Source organism: Algibacter miyuki, from assembly GCF_030409805.1.
GTDB classification, from domain to species: domain Bacteria; phylum Bacteroidota; class Bacteroidia; order Flavobacteriales; family Flavobacteriaceae; genus Algibacter; species Algibacter miyuki.
In genome coordinates, this window is record NZ_JAUFQP010000007.1 from 818,998 (window position 1) to 836,141 (window position 17,144).

14 protein-coding genes are annotated in these 17,144 nt (G+C 35.4%); 3 read left to right on the top strand and 11 right to left on the bottom strand.

Annotated features, from left to right (window positions below; translation table 11 throughout):
* Nucleotides 1-133: 133 nt before the first annotated feature.
* Entirely contained in the window at nucleotides 134-3,484 is a 3,351-nt protein-coding gene (gene mfd, locus QWY92_RS06555) for a transcription-repair coupling factor (RefSeq protein WP_290269529.1), read from the top strand.
* 73 nt (nucleotides 3,485-3,557) lie between these two features.
* Nucleotides 3,558-4,907, top strand: a complete 1,350-nt coding sequence (locus QWY92_RS06560; RefSeq protein ID WP_290269531.1) for a TlpA family protein disulfide reductase — start codon at nucleotides 3,558-3,560, stop codon at nucleotides 4,905-4,907.
* Nucleotides 4,908-4,914: 7 nt separating this feature from the next.
* On the opposite strand, the gene QWY92_RS06565 is transcribed toward QWY92_RS06560, so the two are convergent.
* The 7 genes from QWY92_RS06565 to QWY92_RS06595 form a co-directional block, all read right to left on the bottom strand.
* Nucleotides 4,915-5,274, bottom strand: coding sequence for a YraN family protein (locus QWY92_RS06565; protein WP_290269533.1), 360 nt, complete (start codon nucleotides 5,272-5,274; stop codon nucleotides 4,915-4,917).
* 5 nt (nucleotides 5,275-5,279) lie between these two features.
* The gene (locus tag QWY92_RS06570) at nucleotides 5,280-6,440 is read right to left on the bottom strand and encodes a metal ABC transporter permease (RefSeq protein ID WP_290269534.1); all 1,161 of its coding nucleotides are present in this window, start codon (nucleotides 6,438-6,440) and stop codon (nucleotides 5,280-5,282) included.
* Nucleotides 6,433-7,560 carry a metal ABC transporter permease gene (locus QWY92_RS06575; protein WP_290269536.1) on the bottom strand — a complete coding sequence of 376 codons (1,128 nt, stop codon included), beginning with the start codon at nucleotides 7,558-7,560 and terminating at the stop codon, nucleotides 6,433-6,435. The genes QWY92_RS06570 and QWY92_RS06575 overlap by 8 nt, the downstream gene beginning before the upstream one ends.
* A 79-nt stretch (nucleotides 7,561-7,639) precedes the next feature.
* Nucleotides 7,640-8,377, bottom strand: coding sequence for a metal ABC transporter ATP-binding protein (locus QWY92_RS06580; protein WP_290269539.1), 738 nt, complete (start codon nucleotides 8,375-8,377; stop codon nucleotides 7,640-7,642).
* The gene (locus tag QWY92_RS06585) at nucleotides 8,374-9,348 is read right to left on the bottom strand and encodes a phosphotransferase (RefSeq protein WP_290269540.1); all 975 of its coding nucleotides are present in this window, start codon (nucleotides 9,346-9,348) and stop codon (nucleotides 8,374-8,376) included. The genes QWY92_RS06580 and QWY92_RS06585 overlap by 4 nt, the downstream gene beginning before the upstream one ends.
* 218 nt (nucleotides 9,349-9,566) lie before the next feature.
* Complete coding sequence (locus QWY92_RS06590) at nucleotides 9,567-10,472, bottom strand: metal ABC transporter solute-binding protein, Zn/Mn family (RefSeq protein ID WP_290269541.1); 906 nt, start codon at nucleotides 10,470-10,472, stop codon at nucleotides 9,567-9,569.
* A 38-nt stretch (nucleotides 10,473-10,510) separates the two neighbouring features.
* Nucleotides 10,511-12,760, bottom strand: coding sequence for a TonB-dependent receptor (locus QWY92_RS06595; RefSeq protein ID WP_290269543.1), 2,250 nt, complete (start codon nucleotides 12,758-12,760; stop codon nucleotides 10,511-10,513).
* A 102-nt stretch (nucleotides 12,761-12,862) separates the two neighbouring features.
* Here QWY92_RS06595 and QWY92_RS06600 point away from each other — a divergent pair, with 102 nt between their 5' ends.
* Entirely contained in the window at nucleotides 12,863-13,519 is a 657-nt protein-coding gene (locus tag QWY92_RS06600; protein ID WP_290269545.1) for a metal-dependent transcriptional regulator, read from the top strand.
* A gap of 76 nt (nucleotides 13,520-13,595) precedes the next feature.
* Here the strand turns inward: QWY92_RS06600 and QWY92_RS06605 are convergent, their stop codons facing one another.
* From QWY92_RS06605 to QWY92_RS06620, 4 genes are all read right to left on the bottom strand, one after another.
* Nucleotides 13,596-14,471: a 3-keto-disaccharide hydrolase gene (locus QWY92_RS06605; protein ID WP_290269547.1), complete on the bottom strand. Its 876-nt coding sequence runs from the start codon at nucleotides 14,469-14,471 to the stop codon at nucleotides 13,596-13,598.
* Between the two features lie 73 nt (nucleotides 14,472-14,544).
* Nucleotides 14,545-14,682, bottom strand: coding sequence for a FeoB-associated Cys-rich membrane protein (locus tag QWY92_RS06610; protein ID WP_290269549.1), 138 nt, complete (start codon nucleotides 14,680-14,682; stop codon nucleotides 14,545-14,547).
* A gap of 12 nt (nucleotides 14,683-14,694) precedes the next feature.
* The gene (feoB, locus tag QWY92_RS06615) at nucleotides 14,695-16,794 is read right to left on the bottom strand and encodes a ferrous iron transport protein B (protein ID WP_290269551.1); all 2,100 of its coding nucleotides are present in this window, start codon (nucleotides 16,792-16,794) and stop codon (nucleotides 14,695-14,697) included.
* Nucleotides 16,787-17,023, bottom strand: coding sequence for a FeoA family protein (locus QWY92_RS06620; RefSeq protein ID WP_290269553.1), 237 nt, complete (start codon nucleotides 17,021-17,023; stop codon nucleotides 16,787-16,789). The genes feoB and QWY92_RS06620 overlap by 8 nt, the downstream gene beginning before the upstream one ends.
* Between the last annotated feature and the right edge of the window lie 121 nt (nucleotides 17,024-17,144).

The window sequence follows — 17,144 nt, forward strand, 5'->3', positions numbered from 1 at the left end:
CATATACAGGTAAAAGAGGCAAATTACTCAATATGTCTTTAATTCTCTAGAGATTTCACTAAAAAAAACAGAAAAGAGTCTCATTTTAAAAACATATTAAAACCTTACCTTTGCGAACGTAAAAACAAAATTCGTGAGTAAATCTATCCTCTCGCAAACCTATTTACAGACTTTGCAAGCGCAAAATCTGCAAACTGCTGTTGCCAAAAATCAAAATAAAGTACAATTAAAAGGCCTTGTCGGATCCTCATTTTCCTTTGTTATTTCCAACCTTTTCAAACAAGCCGATAAGCCGTTTCTTCTCGTTTTAAACGATAAAGAAGAAGCTGCTTTTTATCTCAACGATTTAGAGCAACTTTGTAATGGTAAAGATGTATTATTTTACCCAGGAAGTTACCGTCGTCCATACGAAATCGAAGAAACTGATAACGCTAATGTGTTGCTTCGTGCAGAGGTTTTAAATCGTATAAATTCACAAAAAAAGCCAGCTATAATTGTTACCTATCCCGATGCGCTTTTCGAGCAAGTGGTTACTCGAAAAGAATTGGAACGTAACACCTTAAAAATAGGGGTGAACGATAATTTATCTATCGATTTTGTAAACGAAGTCCTTTTTGAATACCAATTTAAACGGGTCGATTTTGTTACCGAGCCAGGTGAGTTTTCAATGCGAGGTGGTATTGTTGATGTGTTTTCATTCTCAAACGATGAGCCTTACCGTATCGAATTCTTTGGAGATGAGGTGGATAGTATTCGAACTTTCGATGTAGAAACACAGCTTTCCATCGATCAAATAAAAAAAATAAACGTTATTCCTAATGTTGCAAATAAGCTCTTAGAAGAAAAACGTCAAAGTTTCTTAAAATATATTGCTCAAAAAACGGTGGTCTGTCTAAAAAATGCGGATTTACTATTTTCTAGAATAGACGATTTTTACAACAAAGCCGAAAGTGCATTCAAAACCCTTTCATCAGAATTAAAACACGCCGAACCACACGAGTTATTTTGTAACGCCGAATTATTAAAAAAACAATTACTCGATTTTTCAATTATTGAGTTTGGTGGCACTTCTGTACTCACAAAAATTGGTGCGGCTGTTCAAATTATAGAGTTTAAAACCACGCCACAACCAGCGTTTAATAAACAATTTAATCTTTTAATAGAAGATTTAAACAGTAACCATAACAAAGGTTATACCAATTATATCGCCTGTGTTAGTGAGCAACAAGCCAAACGTTTTCATGATATTTTTGACGATGTAGAAGGCGATGTGTCTTATCAAACCATTGTGCTGTCATTATACCAAGGTTTTGTAGATCACGATGCTAAAATAACGTGCTATACCGATCATCAAATATTTGAGCGTTACCATAAATTCAACGTTAAAAATGGTTACGCCAAAAAACAGGCAATCACCTTAAAAGAGCTTACAAATTTAGATATTGGCGATTATGTAACGCATATCGATCATGGTATTGGGCGTTTCGGCGGACTTCAAAAAATAGATGTCGAAGGCAAAAAGCAGGAAGCTATTAAATTGGTGTACGGTGAACGCGATGTGTTGTATTTAAGCATTCATTCGTTACATAAAATCACGAAATTTAACGGTAAAGATGGCAAGCCGCCCAAAATTTATAAATTGGGTAGTACGGCTTGGAAAACCTTAAAACAAAAAACTAAAGCCCGTGTAAAGCATGTGGCCTTCAATTTAATAAAACTTTACGCTAAGCGGAAAACAGAAAAAGGCTATCAGTACAATCCGGATAGTTATATGCAACACGAGTTGGAAGCTTCGTTTATTTATGAAGATACGCCCGACCAAAGTACTGCGACAGCCGATATTAAAGTGGATATGGAAAGCGAGCGACCAATGGATCGTTTGGTTTGTGGTGATGTTGGTTTTGGTAAAACGGAGGTTGCTATTCGTGCGGCATTTAAAGCGGTTGATAATGGGAAGCAAGTGGCTGTTTTGGTGCCAACAACCATTTTGGCTTACCAACATTCACGAACTTTTAGCGAACGTTTAAAAGATTTTCCTGTAACGGTTGATTATGTTAATCGTTTTAGAACCGCTAAAGAAAAGCGAGAAACCTTAGAGAATTTAGAAAACGGTAAAGTCGATATCATTATCGGTACGCATCAACTGGTTAATAAAAACGTGAAATTTAAAGATTTAGGACTTCTAATTGTCGATGAAGAACAAAAATTTGGAGTTGCTGTAAAAGAAAAACTAAAAACGTTAAAAGATAACGTTGATGTGCTTACATTAACAGCAACGCCAATCCCGCGAACGCTTCAATTTAGTTTAATGGCAGCGCGCGATTTATCGGTGATTACCACGCCTCCGCCAAACCGTTATCCTATTGAGAGTAACGTGATTCGTTTTAATGAAGATGATATTCGTGATGCGGTGAGTTATGAAATTCAACGAGGCGGACAAATTTTCTTCATTCATAATAGAATAGAAAATATAAAAGAAGTGGCGGGCATGATACAACGTTTGGTGCCCGATGCTAAAATAGGTATTGGTCATGGCCAAATGGAAGGTAAAAAACTAGAGCAATTAATGTTGGCTTTTATGGATGGCGCCTTCGATGTTTTGGTGAGTACCACTATTATTGAAAGTGGTTTGGATGTGCCAAATGCCAACACTATTTTCATAAATAATGCTAATAATTTTGGGCTGAGTGATTTGCATCAAATGCGAGGGCGTGTGGGACGAAGCAATAAAAAAGCATTTTGTTATTTTATTACTCCCGAATATTCTGCAATGACCGATGATGCTAGAAAACGAATTACAGCGTTAGAGCAATTTACCGAATTGGGAAGTGGTTTTAATATTGCCATGAAAGATCTAGAAATCCGTGGAGCCGGCGATTTATTGGGAGGAGAACAAAGTGGATTTATTAACGAAATTGGTTTTGATACCTATCAGAAAATATTAACCGAAGCTATTGATGAGCTTAAAGAAAATGAATTCAAAGATTTATACGACGAACCTGAAGGCGAACGTGTTTATGTGAAAGAAGTCACTATTGATACCGATTTTGAACTCCTTTTTCCTGATGATTACGTGAATAATATTGCTGAAAGATTAAGTTTATATACACAGTTAAATAACTTGAAAACCGAAGCGGAATTGGCTACTTTTGAAGCAGAATTAGTTGATCGCTTTGGCGAATTGCCAGTACAAGTGACCGATTTGTTAAATAGTGTCCAAATTAAGTGGTTAGCAACCAAAATTGGTTTTGAAAAAGTAGTCATGAAACAAGGCAAACTTATTGGCTACTTTATAAACGACCAACAAAGTAGTTTTTATCAAAGTGCTAGTTTTACACGTGTATTACAGTTTGTGCAAAAACATCCTGAAGTTTGTAAAATGAAAGAAAAGCAAACACGAAATGGGTTAAGGCTCATGTTAACTTTCGATAAAATAAAAACCGTGAAACAAGCATTAGGTGCTTTGCAACCCATTGTGGCTTAATTGTTGTTTCATTAAAGTGAATTAAATTCTATCTTCTGAAAAGGAGATTTTAAAATAAATACAACTCAATATCGTGAAACGTTTACTATTTTTAATTGCATTATTACCAAGTATTTTATTAGCACAACACAGTATAAAAGGCAAATTCTCTCCTGCCAAAGAGTATAATTTCGCTCTGCTTTATAAGGTGACGCCAACGGTTTCAGAATATATTTCTAACGCCGAGGTTAATAAGGAAACCGGTAGTTTTGAATTTCAATTAGATTCTTTAAATACCAAAGGTATGTACCGCGTGGTGTACGCTGTGCCTCAGGAAGATTATAATTTCGATATTATGTACAACGGTAAAGAAGATATTGAATTAACCTTTAATTCGGAAACCGGAGTAACGTTTTTAAAATCTTCCGAAAACAAATTATTGGCCTCGTACACCAATAGTATGTCCATGGTAACGCAGAGTATTGGTAACTATTTTAGAGAAGAAAGTAATAAGCCGAAAGCTTTAAAAGCAATTTTTAAAACTCAAAAAGAAACCCAAGAAAATTTTGAAGCCGCCGCAAAAGGGATGATGGCTTTAGATTTTATAAAAGCAAATAGACCATATATTCCAACCGATTTTGAACCTGTAGAAACATATATAAGTCATTTGAAAGCACATTATTTCGATCATGTAGATTTTAATAATAAAGCTTTACAAAGTTCTAGTTTTTTAGAAGAAAAAATGCTGAATTATGTCTTCGGAATGACTTCGGATACGGAAGATGATGTGGCAAATTATGAAAATAATATCGATGTATTTTATGAAGCTTTAAAAACGGCTCCGTTAGGAGTTAAGCGTATTTTACTTGTCGATTTATGGCAACAAATGATTGATTTAGATTATGATGCTGTAGCTAATTATATTTCAAACACGTATTTAATGTCAGTGGCTAAAGCATTAAAAGATCAAGATTTAATCGATGGTTTAACCTTGTTTGAAAACACTTCGATTGGACAAAAAGCTCCAGATTTTTCTTTTGATATGACCAAGGATAAGAAGCTTGTAAAAACACAGTTAAGTAAGCTGGATGTAGCGCAAACCTATGTTGTGGTCTTTTGGAGTAGTACGTGTTCGCATTGTTTAGATGAAATTCCACAGTTGCAAACTTATGTGAAAACTTTAGAGAAAGGTTTAGTGAAGGTAATTGCTGTAGCTTTGGAAGACGATCCGTATAAATGGAAAAGTTTAACTTATAATTACCCAAGTTTTATACACGTTTATGGTGAAGGAAAGTGGGAAAACAAAATTGGAAATGATTATGGTGTAACGGCAACACCAACGTATTATATTTTAGATAAGGATAAAAAAATAATTTCGAAACCAGAAGATTTTAAATTATTGAAAGCTTTTTACAAAGAAGGTTTTGATAAAGTTGAAGAATAAGTCTATATTAAAAATGATAAAAGGCGTTTTCTAAATGCTCGATTTCAAAAGTGTTTCCTGTTTTTACAATGGCAACAATATCAAAACGGACTTCCATATCAAGGTTGTTGGTTTCTACGTATTGATCAATAGCTTTTACTAAACGCTGAATTTGTTTTGGTTTTACAAAATCTTGAGGATTTCCAAAATTGATGGTTGAGCGGGTTTTTACTTCAATAACAGCTAGAAAACCTCCTTTTTTCGCAATAATATCAACTTCAGCTTTCTGATAGCGATAATTACGCTCCATAATACTGTAGCCATTTTCTATTAGAAAATTCACGGCCAGTTCTTCGCCTTTTTTACCAAGTTGGTTGTGTTCTGCCATACTGATTATCCTCTAAATAAAAAGAAATCATCTTTCATATGTTCAATTTTAGAATCTTGATTGGTTATAATATAATCAATAGCTTGCGAGGTGAAGTTTTCTCCTTTTTCGGTTAGAGAAACAATGTTTTTATCAAACTGAATCATATTATTTTTAAGCGCTAAATCTAAAACCGTTTTCGAACGTACTTTTTGCCAATTAATATGCTCGTTGAGGTGGTTTACATGGCGTTCACGTTCTTCTGTATGATTTTTTAAATGCAGTAAAAAGGTTAATAATGATACTTCTGTGCGCTGTTGTTTTTCGCGATAAAGCACAGCAATAATACCTTTGCTTGGTGCGAATAAATAAACAACTAAAAACAACAAACCAAGCATGGTGGTTATTGATCCTGAAATCGAAGCATCGAGCCAATGTGCTAACCAATACCCAGAAATGGCACTAAACACACCAAAGCACATGGCTAGAATGAGCATGCGTTTTAAATTATTAGTAAGCAGGTAAGCTGTGGCAGCGGGCGATATCATTAAAGCAACTACTAAAATAGCACCAACAGCATCAAAAGCACCTACTGTGGTTACTGAAGATACCGTCATTAATCCGTAATGAAGAATGGCTGGTGAAAAGCCTAAAGAAGCTGCTAATCCTGCATCAAAAGTACTCACTTTAAGTTCTTTAAAAAAGGCTAGTAGTAGTACGAGAGTAATCAATAAAATGGAGCCAATAACCCAAAGCGATTTCGGTCCAATATCAGCACCAGAAATAATTAGTCTATCAAATGGTGCAAAAGCAAGTTCGCCTAATAAAACGGCGTCGACATCTAAATGCACGTCGTTGGCATTTTTTGCAATAAGGATTACACCAATACTAAAGAGTATTGGGAATACCAAGCCAATAGCGGTATCCTCTTTAACGAGTCCTGTTTTTTGAATATATTCAACTAAAACCACGGTAATAATACCTGTTAATGCTGCTAATAAAATTAGAAGAGGTGAATTTAAATCTTGGGTAATAAAAAAACCAATAACAATACCGGGTAAAATAGAATGGCTAATCGCATCGCTAATCATCGCCATTTTTCGGAGCACTAAAAACGTACCCGGAATGGCGCAAGCAATGGCAACCAAACTAGCAATAAGTTGTATTTCAATTTGTGCGTTACTCATTGGTTTCGTTTTGTTGGTTGTACAAATTAGATGCGGTTTTGTAGCCTTCATCCGTTAAACTCCATGTGTTGCCTTTAAGGGTTACATAGTGTTTGTCAACTAGTTTTTTAAGTGTATTTCTAGTGTATCCTTGAAAATTATTTAAAATTTTAATGGTGTGCGGATGCGAAATATTATCGTGTGTTTCGGCAATATGAAACATGAAAGCTAGGGTTTTATGAAGTTCTAAATCGCGGCGATTTTTGATAAATCTAATTTGTTTAAAAAGCAATCCACGACTGGGTGAAAATATAAAAGAAACCAAAACAAAAACACCAGCAACGATAACAATAACTGGTCCTGTGGAAAGGTTGTTTTGGCTAGCGCTAATAGCAGTTCCGAAAACACCTGAAAACGCACCAAATAATGCCGCTAAAAGCACCATAACACCAAGACTGTTTGTCCATTGTCGGGCTGCGGCAGCAGGCGCTAAAAGCATGGCGCTCATAAGTACAACACCAACGGTTTGTAAGCCTAAAACAATGGCTAAAACAATAAAAGTGGTGATTAAAATATCTATAAATTTAGTATTGAAGCCGAGTGTTTTGGTGTAATCGGCATCAAAAAGCAGAATTTTAAATTCTTTCCAAAATAATAATAAAACGAATAAACACAATCCGGTAACAATGGCCATAAGCCAAACATCGCTTTCTACTAAAGTGGCCGCTTGTCCGAATAAATATTTATCTAAACCTGCTTGGTTGGCATTAGGTTGTTTTTGAATAAAAGTTAAAAGTAACATGCCAAAACCAAAAAATAGCGATAGAATTAACCCTAAAGCCGTATCAGATTTTAAATGCGTTTTACTAATAATGCCACGAATCCAAAAGGTACCAATCAGTCCGCTGACTAAAGCGCCTAAAAGTAGCACGTTGGTGTCTTTTGCGCCAGTAATTAAAAAAGCAATCGCAATCCCAGGTAAGGCAGCGTGCGAAATGGCATCACCTAAAAGACTTTGTTTTCGTAATACAGCAAAGCTACCAAGCATGCCAGTAACCGCACCAAGTATTGCGGTTCCTAGTGTTATGGTTCTAAGCGTGTAGTCGGTGAAAACTAATTTTATATATTCTGTTATGTCCATTTTTTGTAATATTGAACGTATTGTTTTTTCTTCATTTGAGCTAATGCTGAATACAGAGAGCTGTTACTGTAAATAGAAATTACTCTTGAATACTTACTTTGTAATTAATTCCGTAGGTTTTTGTTAAATTATCGTCGTTAAAAATATCTTTAACAGGGCCTGTGGCAATTTTTTTCACGTTTAAAAAGGTTACCCAGTCAAAATATTCGGGTACGGTTTGTAAATCGTGATGCACTACAATTACTGTTTTTCCTGCTTTTCGGAGTTCTTTTAGTATGTTTATAATTGCAATTTCAGTGGTGGCGTCAACACCTTGAAACGGTTCGTCCATAAAATATATGGACGCGTTTTGCACCAAAGCGCGTGCTAAAAATATCCGTTGTTGTTGTCCGCCAGAAAGTTGACTAATTTGCCTGTTTTTAAAAGCAAGCATGCCAACTTTTTCTAAAGCCTCTAAAGATTCTTTTTTTTCTTTTAATCCGGGACGTTTTATCCAACCTAAACTTCCGTAAGTTCCCATAGTTACAACATCTAAGGCGGTAGTTGGGAAATCCCAGTCTACGCTTCCTTTTTGTGGCACGTAGGCTACTAAATGACGTTGTTTTTCGTAGCTCTTGCCAAAAATTGAAACGCTACCAGCAATGGGTTTTAAAATACCTAAAATAGATTTTATTAACGTCGATTTACCGGCGCCATTTGGGCCAACAATAGCCATAAGAACACCTTCCGGAATTTCTAAATCTATATCCCAAAGTACGGGTTTGTAGTTGTAAGCTACGGTTAAATCGTCTATTTGAACAGCTATGTTTTTTTTCATGTGTTTGCGATGTTTTGGTATTGCATCCAAGATTTTAATCGTCCAAGATACATTTTAAGGTAGTTTTCTGAAAGAAAAATATTAGACCAATCGAATCTTTGTGCTTGAATACCAAGATAGAATATAAAAACGGCAAGTCCTGCTTTAGGGAGCAGTTTTAGTTCTTTTTCGGATAATGTGTTTGTTTTTTGATAGCCTTCTAGGAAACTGTCTTTTTTTATTTCGTAGATGTTTTTATCGGTTTCTATATGAAATAGTTGTTTGCAGAAATAACCAATATCTAAAATTTGCGAACCATTGCCACAGAAATCGAAGTCGAATAAAGTGATGTCGGTTTGGTTGGCAACGCTCATATTATCGTACCAAATATCTAAATGTACGGTGCCTTGTTTTGTGTTTTTAAAATCGGAATCTTGAAAAGTGGCTTCTATAGTTTTTATGAATTCCATTTCGGGCAAGTCTTCTGAAAAGTATTTGCTTAATTTTTGAAATGGTAATTCGAAAAGTGAGTTTTTATTGTACTGAATGCGGTTGATGGTTTTGTTTTGGGTAACGCTATGGAATTTCCCCATTAATGCGCCAATGGCGAAACAGGTGTTGTTATCCATAAATCGCATTTTTTCTCCTTCGGCAAATGAAAATAGCACCGCATGGCGTGTGCCTTCTGGTGCTTCGATATCTTGAATGTAAGTGTTGTTTTTGTCTTTTATTGGGAAAGAAACACTTAGACCTTGGTTTTTAAGCTGATATAAAAGCGTAATTTCTTCGTTTATTTCGGTTTTTGAACGCCAATTGTAGCAGTAGACTCTGAGTACAAATTTGGTGTTTTTATTGGATAAAAAGTAAGTGTGATTCATTCCGGTTCTGAACAAAGTACAGGTGTAACTTTCGTCTAGCTTGTATTGTTTTTTTATGTATACCTCTAGCGCTTTCGCGGAAATGGTTGAGGTTGTTACTGGGAATGTGTTCATTTTTTATCGGATATTGGCACTTTATTGATTTGCCAATTTTACTGGTTTTATACTGAATTTGCGGATGGTTTAGCCCTGATAGCAACGGCATCCTTTTTGTGTTTTAATAAATGTGCCTTAACTTTTTAAAAGAAACCTTAATGTTATGCTTTTTATAGGTTTTTAAAGTTTGCGACACAAAAAGATATAGTGGATAGCAGGATAAGCTTCAAAAAAAATTATTTAAGCGCGTTGACGATAGTGTTGACGTTGTATTGAAACATGCCGATGTACGTGCCCTCGATAGTGCCTGCGTTGCCGAGCGCATCGGAGTATAACGAGCCGCCAATAGCGACGTTATTGCCTTTGGAATTTACCGCGGCTTGCAGCGCTTCTATGGTGCGTTTTGGTACGGAACTTTCTACAAAAATGGCCTTGATTTTATTTTCTATGATGAAGGCGGATAGCTTTTGAACGTCTTGCACGCCGGCTTCTGTTGCGGTAGAAATTCCTTGTAAACCAAGTACTTTAAAACCATAGGCTTTGCCGAAATAGTTAAAAGCATCGTGCGCTGTTACTAAGATACGTTTGTCTTCTGGCAGGGTTGCGATGGTGCTTTTAATGTTGGCTTTTAAGGCTTTTAATTGTGTAATATAGGCGGTGCTGTTGGCTTGAAAAATTTCCTTTTTTTCGGGAAGGGCGTCGGATAAAGTATTGGCAACGTATTGGGTAATTTGTATCCAGTAATCGGTGTTGAACCAAATGTGCGGATCGTAATTAGAGGCGAAATATTCGGAGCCAATAAGTGTTTTTTTATCTAAAGCATCGGAAAGTGCAACGGTTTTTATGTTGCGCATTTTCTCGAAAACTTCTACAAGTTTGCCTTCTAGGTGTAGGCCGTTGTAAAAAATAATATCGGCATTGGCGAGCTTTGTGACGTCGCCCTCACTGGCTTTATATAAATGCGGATCGACGCCACTGCCCATTAAACCTTCTAGATTAACATGGTCTCCAGCGATGTTTTTTACCAAATCGGTAATCATGGATGTTGTGGTGACAATGTTAAGTTTATTGTTGTTTTTTTTCTCGTCTTTGCAATTGAAAACAATGAGGCTGACAAGAAGTATGTAGGTGTATTTTTTCATGAATTTTAATTTTTGTGAAATTACTAAAAAGCAATTAATTATCTCAATGAATATCTTAAACCTAAAAAGGCTCTAATTCCTTGGTTGGGTGCGTAAACATAAGTTGGGTCGAAGGTTAATCCGTAAGGGTTGTTTTGGGTTACTTGTGCATTGCCATTATTATCGAAAGTAACATCTTTATCGAAAGGATCGTTTGCTCTGGCTATAATAAATGGATTTCCCTTGTTTGGTGTCCAGTTTAATAGGTTTTTAACACCTCCGTAAATTTCTACATTTTCAATACCATCGAAAGTTAATTGTATGTTTTGTATGCTCCAAACGGGTGAGTTTTGACTTCTAGGATCTAAATCGCTTAACAAAGGCAAGCGCATGGGGCCGTAAATATTACCAGTATAATCTACTGATAGATTGTATTTGTAATTTTTATAGGTTGCTGCCCAGGTTCCGGTGAAATTTTCGGTGAGTATTTGGCGTTCTTTTATGTCGTTTTCTGTTTGCGATACATCTTGAATTGTAGCCCCAACAAGAAGTTTAACGCCACTTGTTATTATAGCGTCTAGATTAGCGCTTATGCCTTTTGTTACCGCTTTACCGTCTAAATTATCATATATAATTTGGTTGGGGTTGGTGTCGTAATCTGGTAAAATTAAATTTGAAAAATGTGTGTACCATGCCGAAACATCTAAACCGATAATGGCGCCTGATTTTGTGTAGAATTTTTTAAGATAATTTAGATTTACGTTGATGGAGCGTTCGGGTTTTAGTTCTTCGGAAATTATTACATCTCTGGCTCCGGTAAGTGCCGCGTGCTCTTCGGTAAAAATATTAACCACTCTAAAACCTGATCCGGCATTTACTCTAAAAACATCATCGGGTGTTGGTTTAAATTTATACGCAATTCTTGGTGTGAATATATTGCCATGTCTTTTATCATAATCGTATCGAGCGCCTAATAGTAAGGTGTTTTTTAGGCTTAGTTTTATTTCGTCTTGGGCAAAAAGGGAAGGAATAATCACTTCGTCGGCGGTTAATGTGGCAGGTGTACTGTCATTATAATAGTTATATCTTGCGGCAGCTCCAAAAAGTAAATCGTGGTTTTTAAGCGGTTTATCCCAAGTAAATTGACCAAAACCTATGCGTTGTTGGGCTAGAAAAGCTGTGTCTCCATAAACTGAATTTTGATCGTGATCTGTGTATGAAAATTGAAACATCACCTTTTCCTTAATGGGTAATTGATATTTACCTAAAAGTTCTCCACGCTTAGTGTAAATGCTTTCTCCGTAGATTTCATTTCCACCTCTAAAATCGGAGGTCCATTGCATGTCTCCGCCCCAACGATCTTCGTAAAATACTCGTCCGGCCAAAGAGAAGACTCTATTTTCTTTACGTTTAAAATTCCATTTTTGAAATACTGATATTCTATTCTGAAGGGTTAAATCGGTAAAATTATCGCCATTGTTATCAATAGGATTGTTGTAGTTAAAGTAGTTAACACCAAAAAGTAAATTGGCTTTTTTCCCAACTTTAGTATTGAAACCTAGATCTAAATTAATTTCTCCCCAACCTGTTGCGTAGCTATCCGCAAAGAAGCGTGGTGCGTTTTCGGGTAGTTTTGTAATAATATTAATTAAGCCACCAACAGCTTCACTTCCGTAAAGAGATGATGCTGGACCTTTTACAATTTCAATTTGTTCTATTAAAGAATTTGGAATTCCAGACAAGCCATAAACCGTAGAAAGTCCGCTAACGATAGGCATGCCATCTATTAAAACTAAGGTATATGGCCCTTCTAAACCATTGATGTGAATATCTCCCGTATTACAAACATTGCAATTTATTTGCGGGCGTACACCGTTTACGTTTTGCAATGCTTCAAAAATATTTGGAGTAGGATTCTTTTTTAGAAATGCGGTAGAATACACTTCTACGGGTACAGGACTGTCCAACCTAGAAACGGATTTTAAGGTTCCTGTAACCACAATTTCATCTAATATTTCAGATTCTGGTAAATCGAAATTTATAGTAATATCGTCTGATTTCGATACTGTTATTGTTGTTCTTTGTGTTTGATATCCTGTAAATGATGCAGTAATGGTGTGCTTTCCTTGAGGTATGTTTTTAATACTAAATACACCGTCATCATTAGAAACTGAGCCTTTTTGAGTTCCTTTTAAATATACATTTACATAAGGTAATGCATCGCCATCTGTGGTTGTTATCCCTGTTATGGTTTGTGCGCTTATTGTGAAGCTTAATAGATAAAAAAGAGTAAATATTAGAGTTCTCATGTTTTTTATTTTTGACAAATATAAAAATATTTTTAGGTTAGTCTAAAAATATTTTTAATCTTTTAATTATTATATATTTGTGGTATCTCTAAAAAAAGTATTATGGTTACCCTCACGGAAGAAAATTATATTAAAGCGATTTATCACTTAGGTAAGCGAGGTGAAAATAATGTAAGTACAAATGCCATTGCGAAAGAGATGGAAACAAAGGCGTCTTCTGTGACAGATATGGTTAAAAAACTTTCTGAAAAAGGTTATGCCGATTATAAAAAATATCAAGGTGTTACATTAACTAAACAAGGGAAGCTAATAGCGGTTAATATTGTTAGGAAGCACCGGTTATGGGAAGTGTTTTTATCTGAAAAGTTAAATTTTTCTTGGGATGAAATTCATGATGTTGCCGAGCAGTTGGAGCATATAAAATCGGATAAACTGATTAAACAGTTGGATGCATTTTTAGAGTATCCGTCTCACGATCCGCATGGAGATCCAATTCCAGATGAGAATGGGAAAATACAGAGCATTGATAAAATATTATTATCTCAAGCGAAAGTAGATAGTGTTTGTATTTGTGTTGGTGTTAAAGATTCTTCTTCAGAATTTTTGAAGTATTTAGATAAGCATAATATTGCTTTAGGAACGGAGTTAAAAGTGACTCACAAGGAGCCTTTTGATAATTCGGTAACTATTATTATAGACAATTCAGAATTTATTGTTTCTAACATTATAGCTAATAATTTGTTCGTTAAGCTAGGGTAGTTGTTAAGTATAATGTAAAAAAAACGCGATTTGTAGTTGTTTACAAATCGCGTTTTTTTGTTAGGAGCTTTTTGAATTACGCCTTAAAATTTACTTTTTTTCTGATTTTTTTAGGAAACTTTTTTATCGGTGTTAAGGTGAGGTTTTTATAATAACATTCAGCAGCTTCCGATTGGATTTGAATTTGCCCTTTGTCTAAAATTTCGCCTTTATCATTTTTGGCATTTTCAACAACCATAACTACATGGCCGTTTACCATGTGAACAGCATTATTTTCTACCACATAAATTTCTAGAAGATTCCACTCGCCATGAGGAACATCATGTTCTGAGCCTGCGTTAATATAGCTGTCTCCAACAAAATAAGCATCAGAATTTGGATTGAATTTTTTAGATTCTCCTCTAATATCAGCCGTTGGTTTGCCTCTTTTAGGTTTTGCAGTACCGCCACCTAATGGAATAAAATCGCCTAAATCGGTTTCTTGTACTTGGTATTCTAAAGATGTTTTCCAGGTTTTCCAAAAAGCACCGTGTTCTCCATAGCAATGGTATAGTATGCCGCTATCGCGTTTGGCATCTAATCGAGGTTCCCATTTTTTATCGCCCCATTTAAATAAAGTGCTTAAGTGGTAGTTTTCGTAATCTTTTATTGTGCTTATGCAGCCTAAGATTTCGCCACTTATATTTAATATTAATTCGTTGTTTTCTTCGGTTACCGTAAAAACATCTTTAATGTCGTTATTTAATCCTAAAGCTGTGCCGTTATGTACATTGCTAGATTGGTAAGTGTTTTCTGGTAAATCGGTAACGGTGGTGTGTGGAACCCCGATCCAAACCTCAAATTGGCTCAGGTTTTTGTCTAATAAATCAATGGTTTTTCCTTTTTTTTGAGCGAAGCCCACAAAGGTTGAAAATGTGAATAGTAGTAAAGTGTACTTTAGTTTAGAATGCATTTGGTTGTATTTAGTTTATCCAAATATAGAGGTTTTCTTATAGTTTGATAAACTTTTTTACAATCTTACCGTGTTAATGGCAGCCACAGCCATCATCGCCACCACATGCTTTTTTAGCATTCGGTTTTTTGATAAAGTATTTTTTTACTAGAAATGCTACCGCTAAAATCATAGCGGTGAAAACTAATATATTTTGAATAATTGTGTTCATGTGTTTTAAGTTTTATTTCAGAAGTTGAAAAGCGATTAAAGCAGTAATGTAAGCAATTAACGTCATAATTACTAATTGCCAAATAGGCCATTTCCAGCTGTTAGTTTCACGTTTTACAACAGCTAATGTGCTCATACATTGCATGGCGAAAGCGTAAAATAAAAGTAATGAAACTCCTGATGCTAGAGTGAATAAAGGGCCGCCTAAAACGGGATTCACTTCTTTTGCCATTCTATTTTTTATGGTGTCTTCATCATCATTTCCAACGCTATAAATGGTTGCTAAGGTGCCTACGAAAACTTCACGAGCTGCAAAACTACTTACAATAGCGATACCAATTTTCCAGTCGTAACCTAATGGTCTGATGGCAGGTTCAATGGCGTGGCCAGCAATTCCTATAAAGGAATGTTCTAATTTATGCGATGCTATTTTTTGTTGTAATTCTTCTTCTGATAGGTTATTTGATGCATTTTTGGTCGTGATAATTTCTTCAGCATTATTGAAGTTTTCACCAGGGCCATAAGAGGCTAGAAACCAAAGCACGATGGAAATGGCTAAAATAATTTTACCGGCACCAAAAATAAACGACTTCGTTTTTTCGATTACCGTTAGTGCTACATTTTTTAAAAGCGGTAATTTGTAGTTGGGCATTTCAACCACAAAAAACGACTTGTTTTTTATTTTTAGAATTTTATTTAAAATGTATGCTGAAATAACTGCGGAAGCAAAACCGAGTAAATACAGTAACATTAAAGTTAAGGCTTGGTAACCTAAACCTAAAAATCGACCTTCTGGAATAACTAGCGAAATTATAATTAAATATACCGGTAATCGTGCTGAACAGGTCGTGAATGGTGTTACCAAAATAGTAATTAAACGCTCTTTCCAGCTTTCGATATTTCGGGTGGCCATAATAGCAGGAATGGCACATGCAGTACCTGAAATTAAGGGAACAACACTTTTTCCGCTAAGTCCAAAACGGCGCATCACACGATCCATTAAAAACACAACACGACTCATATATCCACTTTCTTCAAGTATGGCAATGAATAGGAATAAAAAGGCAATTTGCGGAATAAAAATAACAATACCGCCAAGCCCGGAAATGATACCTTCGGCTAATAAATTGGTAAATGCGCCAGCTGGTAATGTGGTTTTAACCCATTCACTTAATGATGCAAAAGCACCATCGATCCAATCCATTGGGATGCTCGACCAATCGTAAATGGCTTGAAAAATGGTTAATAAAATGAAAAAGAAAATAACATAACCCCAAATTTTATGGGTTAAAATTTTATCTAGCTTTGCTCGTAAATCTTTGGCTTGCGAAGCATCAATAGTTAATCCTTTTTTAAGAATGTTGTTTATGTATTGGTAGCGTTTAATGGTTTCTCGTTGTTGTAACCGTTTTAAATCGCCTTTAGTTTTTGTTTTAAAACTGGTAATGGCATCAATTTCATTTCTATCGGTTTTTCCGAAGTTTACATCTTGCGTAATCACCAACCAAAGTTTGTAGTTTAATTGGTTTGGAAAGGCTTTTTTTAGAGCATCGAAGTAAGGTTTATCTATATCTGATAAATCTAGACAAGGTGTTGCTGGGATTTCTTTGTAGTTAGCAATAAGTTGTTTTAAGTTTTCTAAACCTTGCTTTTTGCGGGTGCTTATTAAGGCTACTTTAGTTTGAAATTGTTCTTCTAGGTAATCAATATCTAATGAAATCCCTTTGTAACTCATTCTGTCGGCCATATTAATGACTAGAATGGTTGGGATTTGTAAATCTTTAATTTGGGTGAAAATTAGCAGGTTTCGCTTTAGGTTTTCAACATCGGAAACCACAACTGCGATATCTGGAAAATCTTTATCGTTTTTATTTAAAAGCAGTTCTATAACTACGTTTTCATCTAGCGACGAGGCGTTTAAACTGTAAGTTCCGGGTAAATCTATAACGTGTGCTTTAACGCCACGAGGAAGTTTGCAAATACCTTCTTTTTTTTCAACCGTGATGCCTGGGTAATTTCCAACTTTTTGGTTTAAACCGGTTAAGGCGTTAAATACTGAGGTTTTTCCAGTGTTCGGGTTGCCTATTAAAGCGACGTTTATTTGCTTACTCATGCGTTACTTTTTCAATTAAAATATGCGAAGCTGTTTCTTTTCTAATAGCTACATGCGACCCGTTAATGTTTAAATACATTGGGTCTTGAAATGGCGCAAGTTGAATTAATTCTACCGAATTTCCAGGTAAGCAGCCCATTTCTAAGAGTTTTAGAGGGATGTGAATAGACGAAACATCTGTAATTACAGCGTGTTCGCCCCGTTTTAAATGTGCTAAAGTATCTTGCAAGCTTATTTAGATTGAGTTTAAAGAAGCAAAAGTACAGTAAAACTTTAGAAGTTAAAAGTTTATTGAAAAATGTTTATGATTTTGAGTACTAATGCTGTTTAACGTGATGGTTAAAGGTGTA

Excerpts from the sequence above, each read along its gene's own strand:
- QWY92_RS06565 (WP_290269533.1), bottom strand. The coding sequence starts at position 5,274 with ATGGCAGAACACAACCAACTTGGTAAAAAAGGCGAAGAACTGGCCGTG.
- QWY92_RS06570 (WP_290269534.1), bottom strand. The coding sequence starts at position 6,440 with ATGAGTAACGCACAAATTGAAATACAACTTATTGCTAGTTTGGTTGCC.
- QWY92_RS06575 (WP_290269536.1), bottom strand. The coding sequence starts at position 7,560 with ATGGACATAACAGAATATATAAAATTAGTTTTCACCGACTACACGCTT.
- QWY92_RS06580 (WP_290269539.1), bottom strand. The coding sequence starts at position 8,377 with ATGAAAAAAAACATAGCTGTTCAAATAGACGATTTAACCGTAGCTTAC.
- QWY92_RS06585 (WP_290269540.1), bottom strand. The coding sequence starts at position 9,348 with ATGAACACATTCCCAGTAACAACCTCAACCATTTCCGCGAAAGCGCTA.
- QWY92_RS06590 (WP_290269541.1), bottom strand. The coding sequence starts at position 10,472 with ATGAAAAAATACACCTACATACTTCTTGTCAGCCTCATTGTTTTCAAT.
- QWY92_RS06595 (WP_290269543.1), bottom strand. The coding sequence starts at position 12,760 with ATGAGAACTCTAATATTTACTCTTTTTTATCTATTAAGCTTCACAATA.
- QWY92_RS06600 (WP_290269545.1), top strand. The coding sequence starts at position 12,863 with ATGGTTACCCTCACGGAAGAAAATTATATTAAAGCGATTTATCACTTA.
- QWY92_RS06605 (WP_290269547.1), bottom strand. The coding sequence starts at position 14,471 with ATGCATTCTAAACTAAAGTACACTTTACTACTATTCACATTTTCAACC.
- QWY92_RS06610 (WP_290269549.1), bottom strand. The coding sequence starts at position 14,682 with ATGAACACAATTATTCAAAATATATTAGTTTTCACCGCTATGATTTTA.
- feoB (WP_290269551.1), bottom strand. The coding sequence starts at position 16,794 with ATGAGTAAGCAAATAAACGTCGCTTTAATAGGCAACCCGAACACTGGA.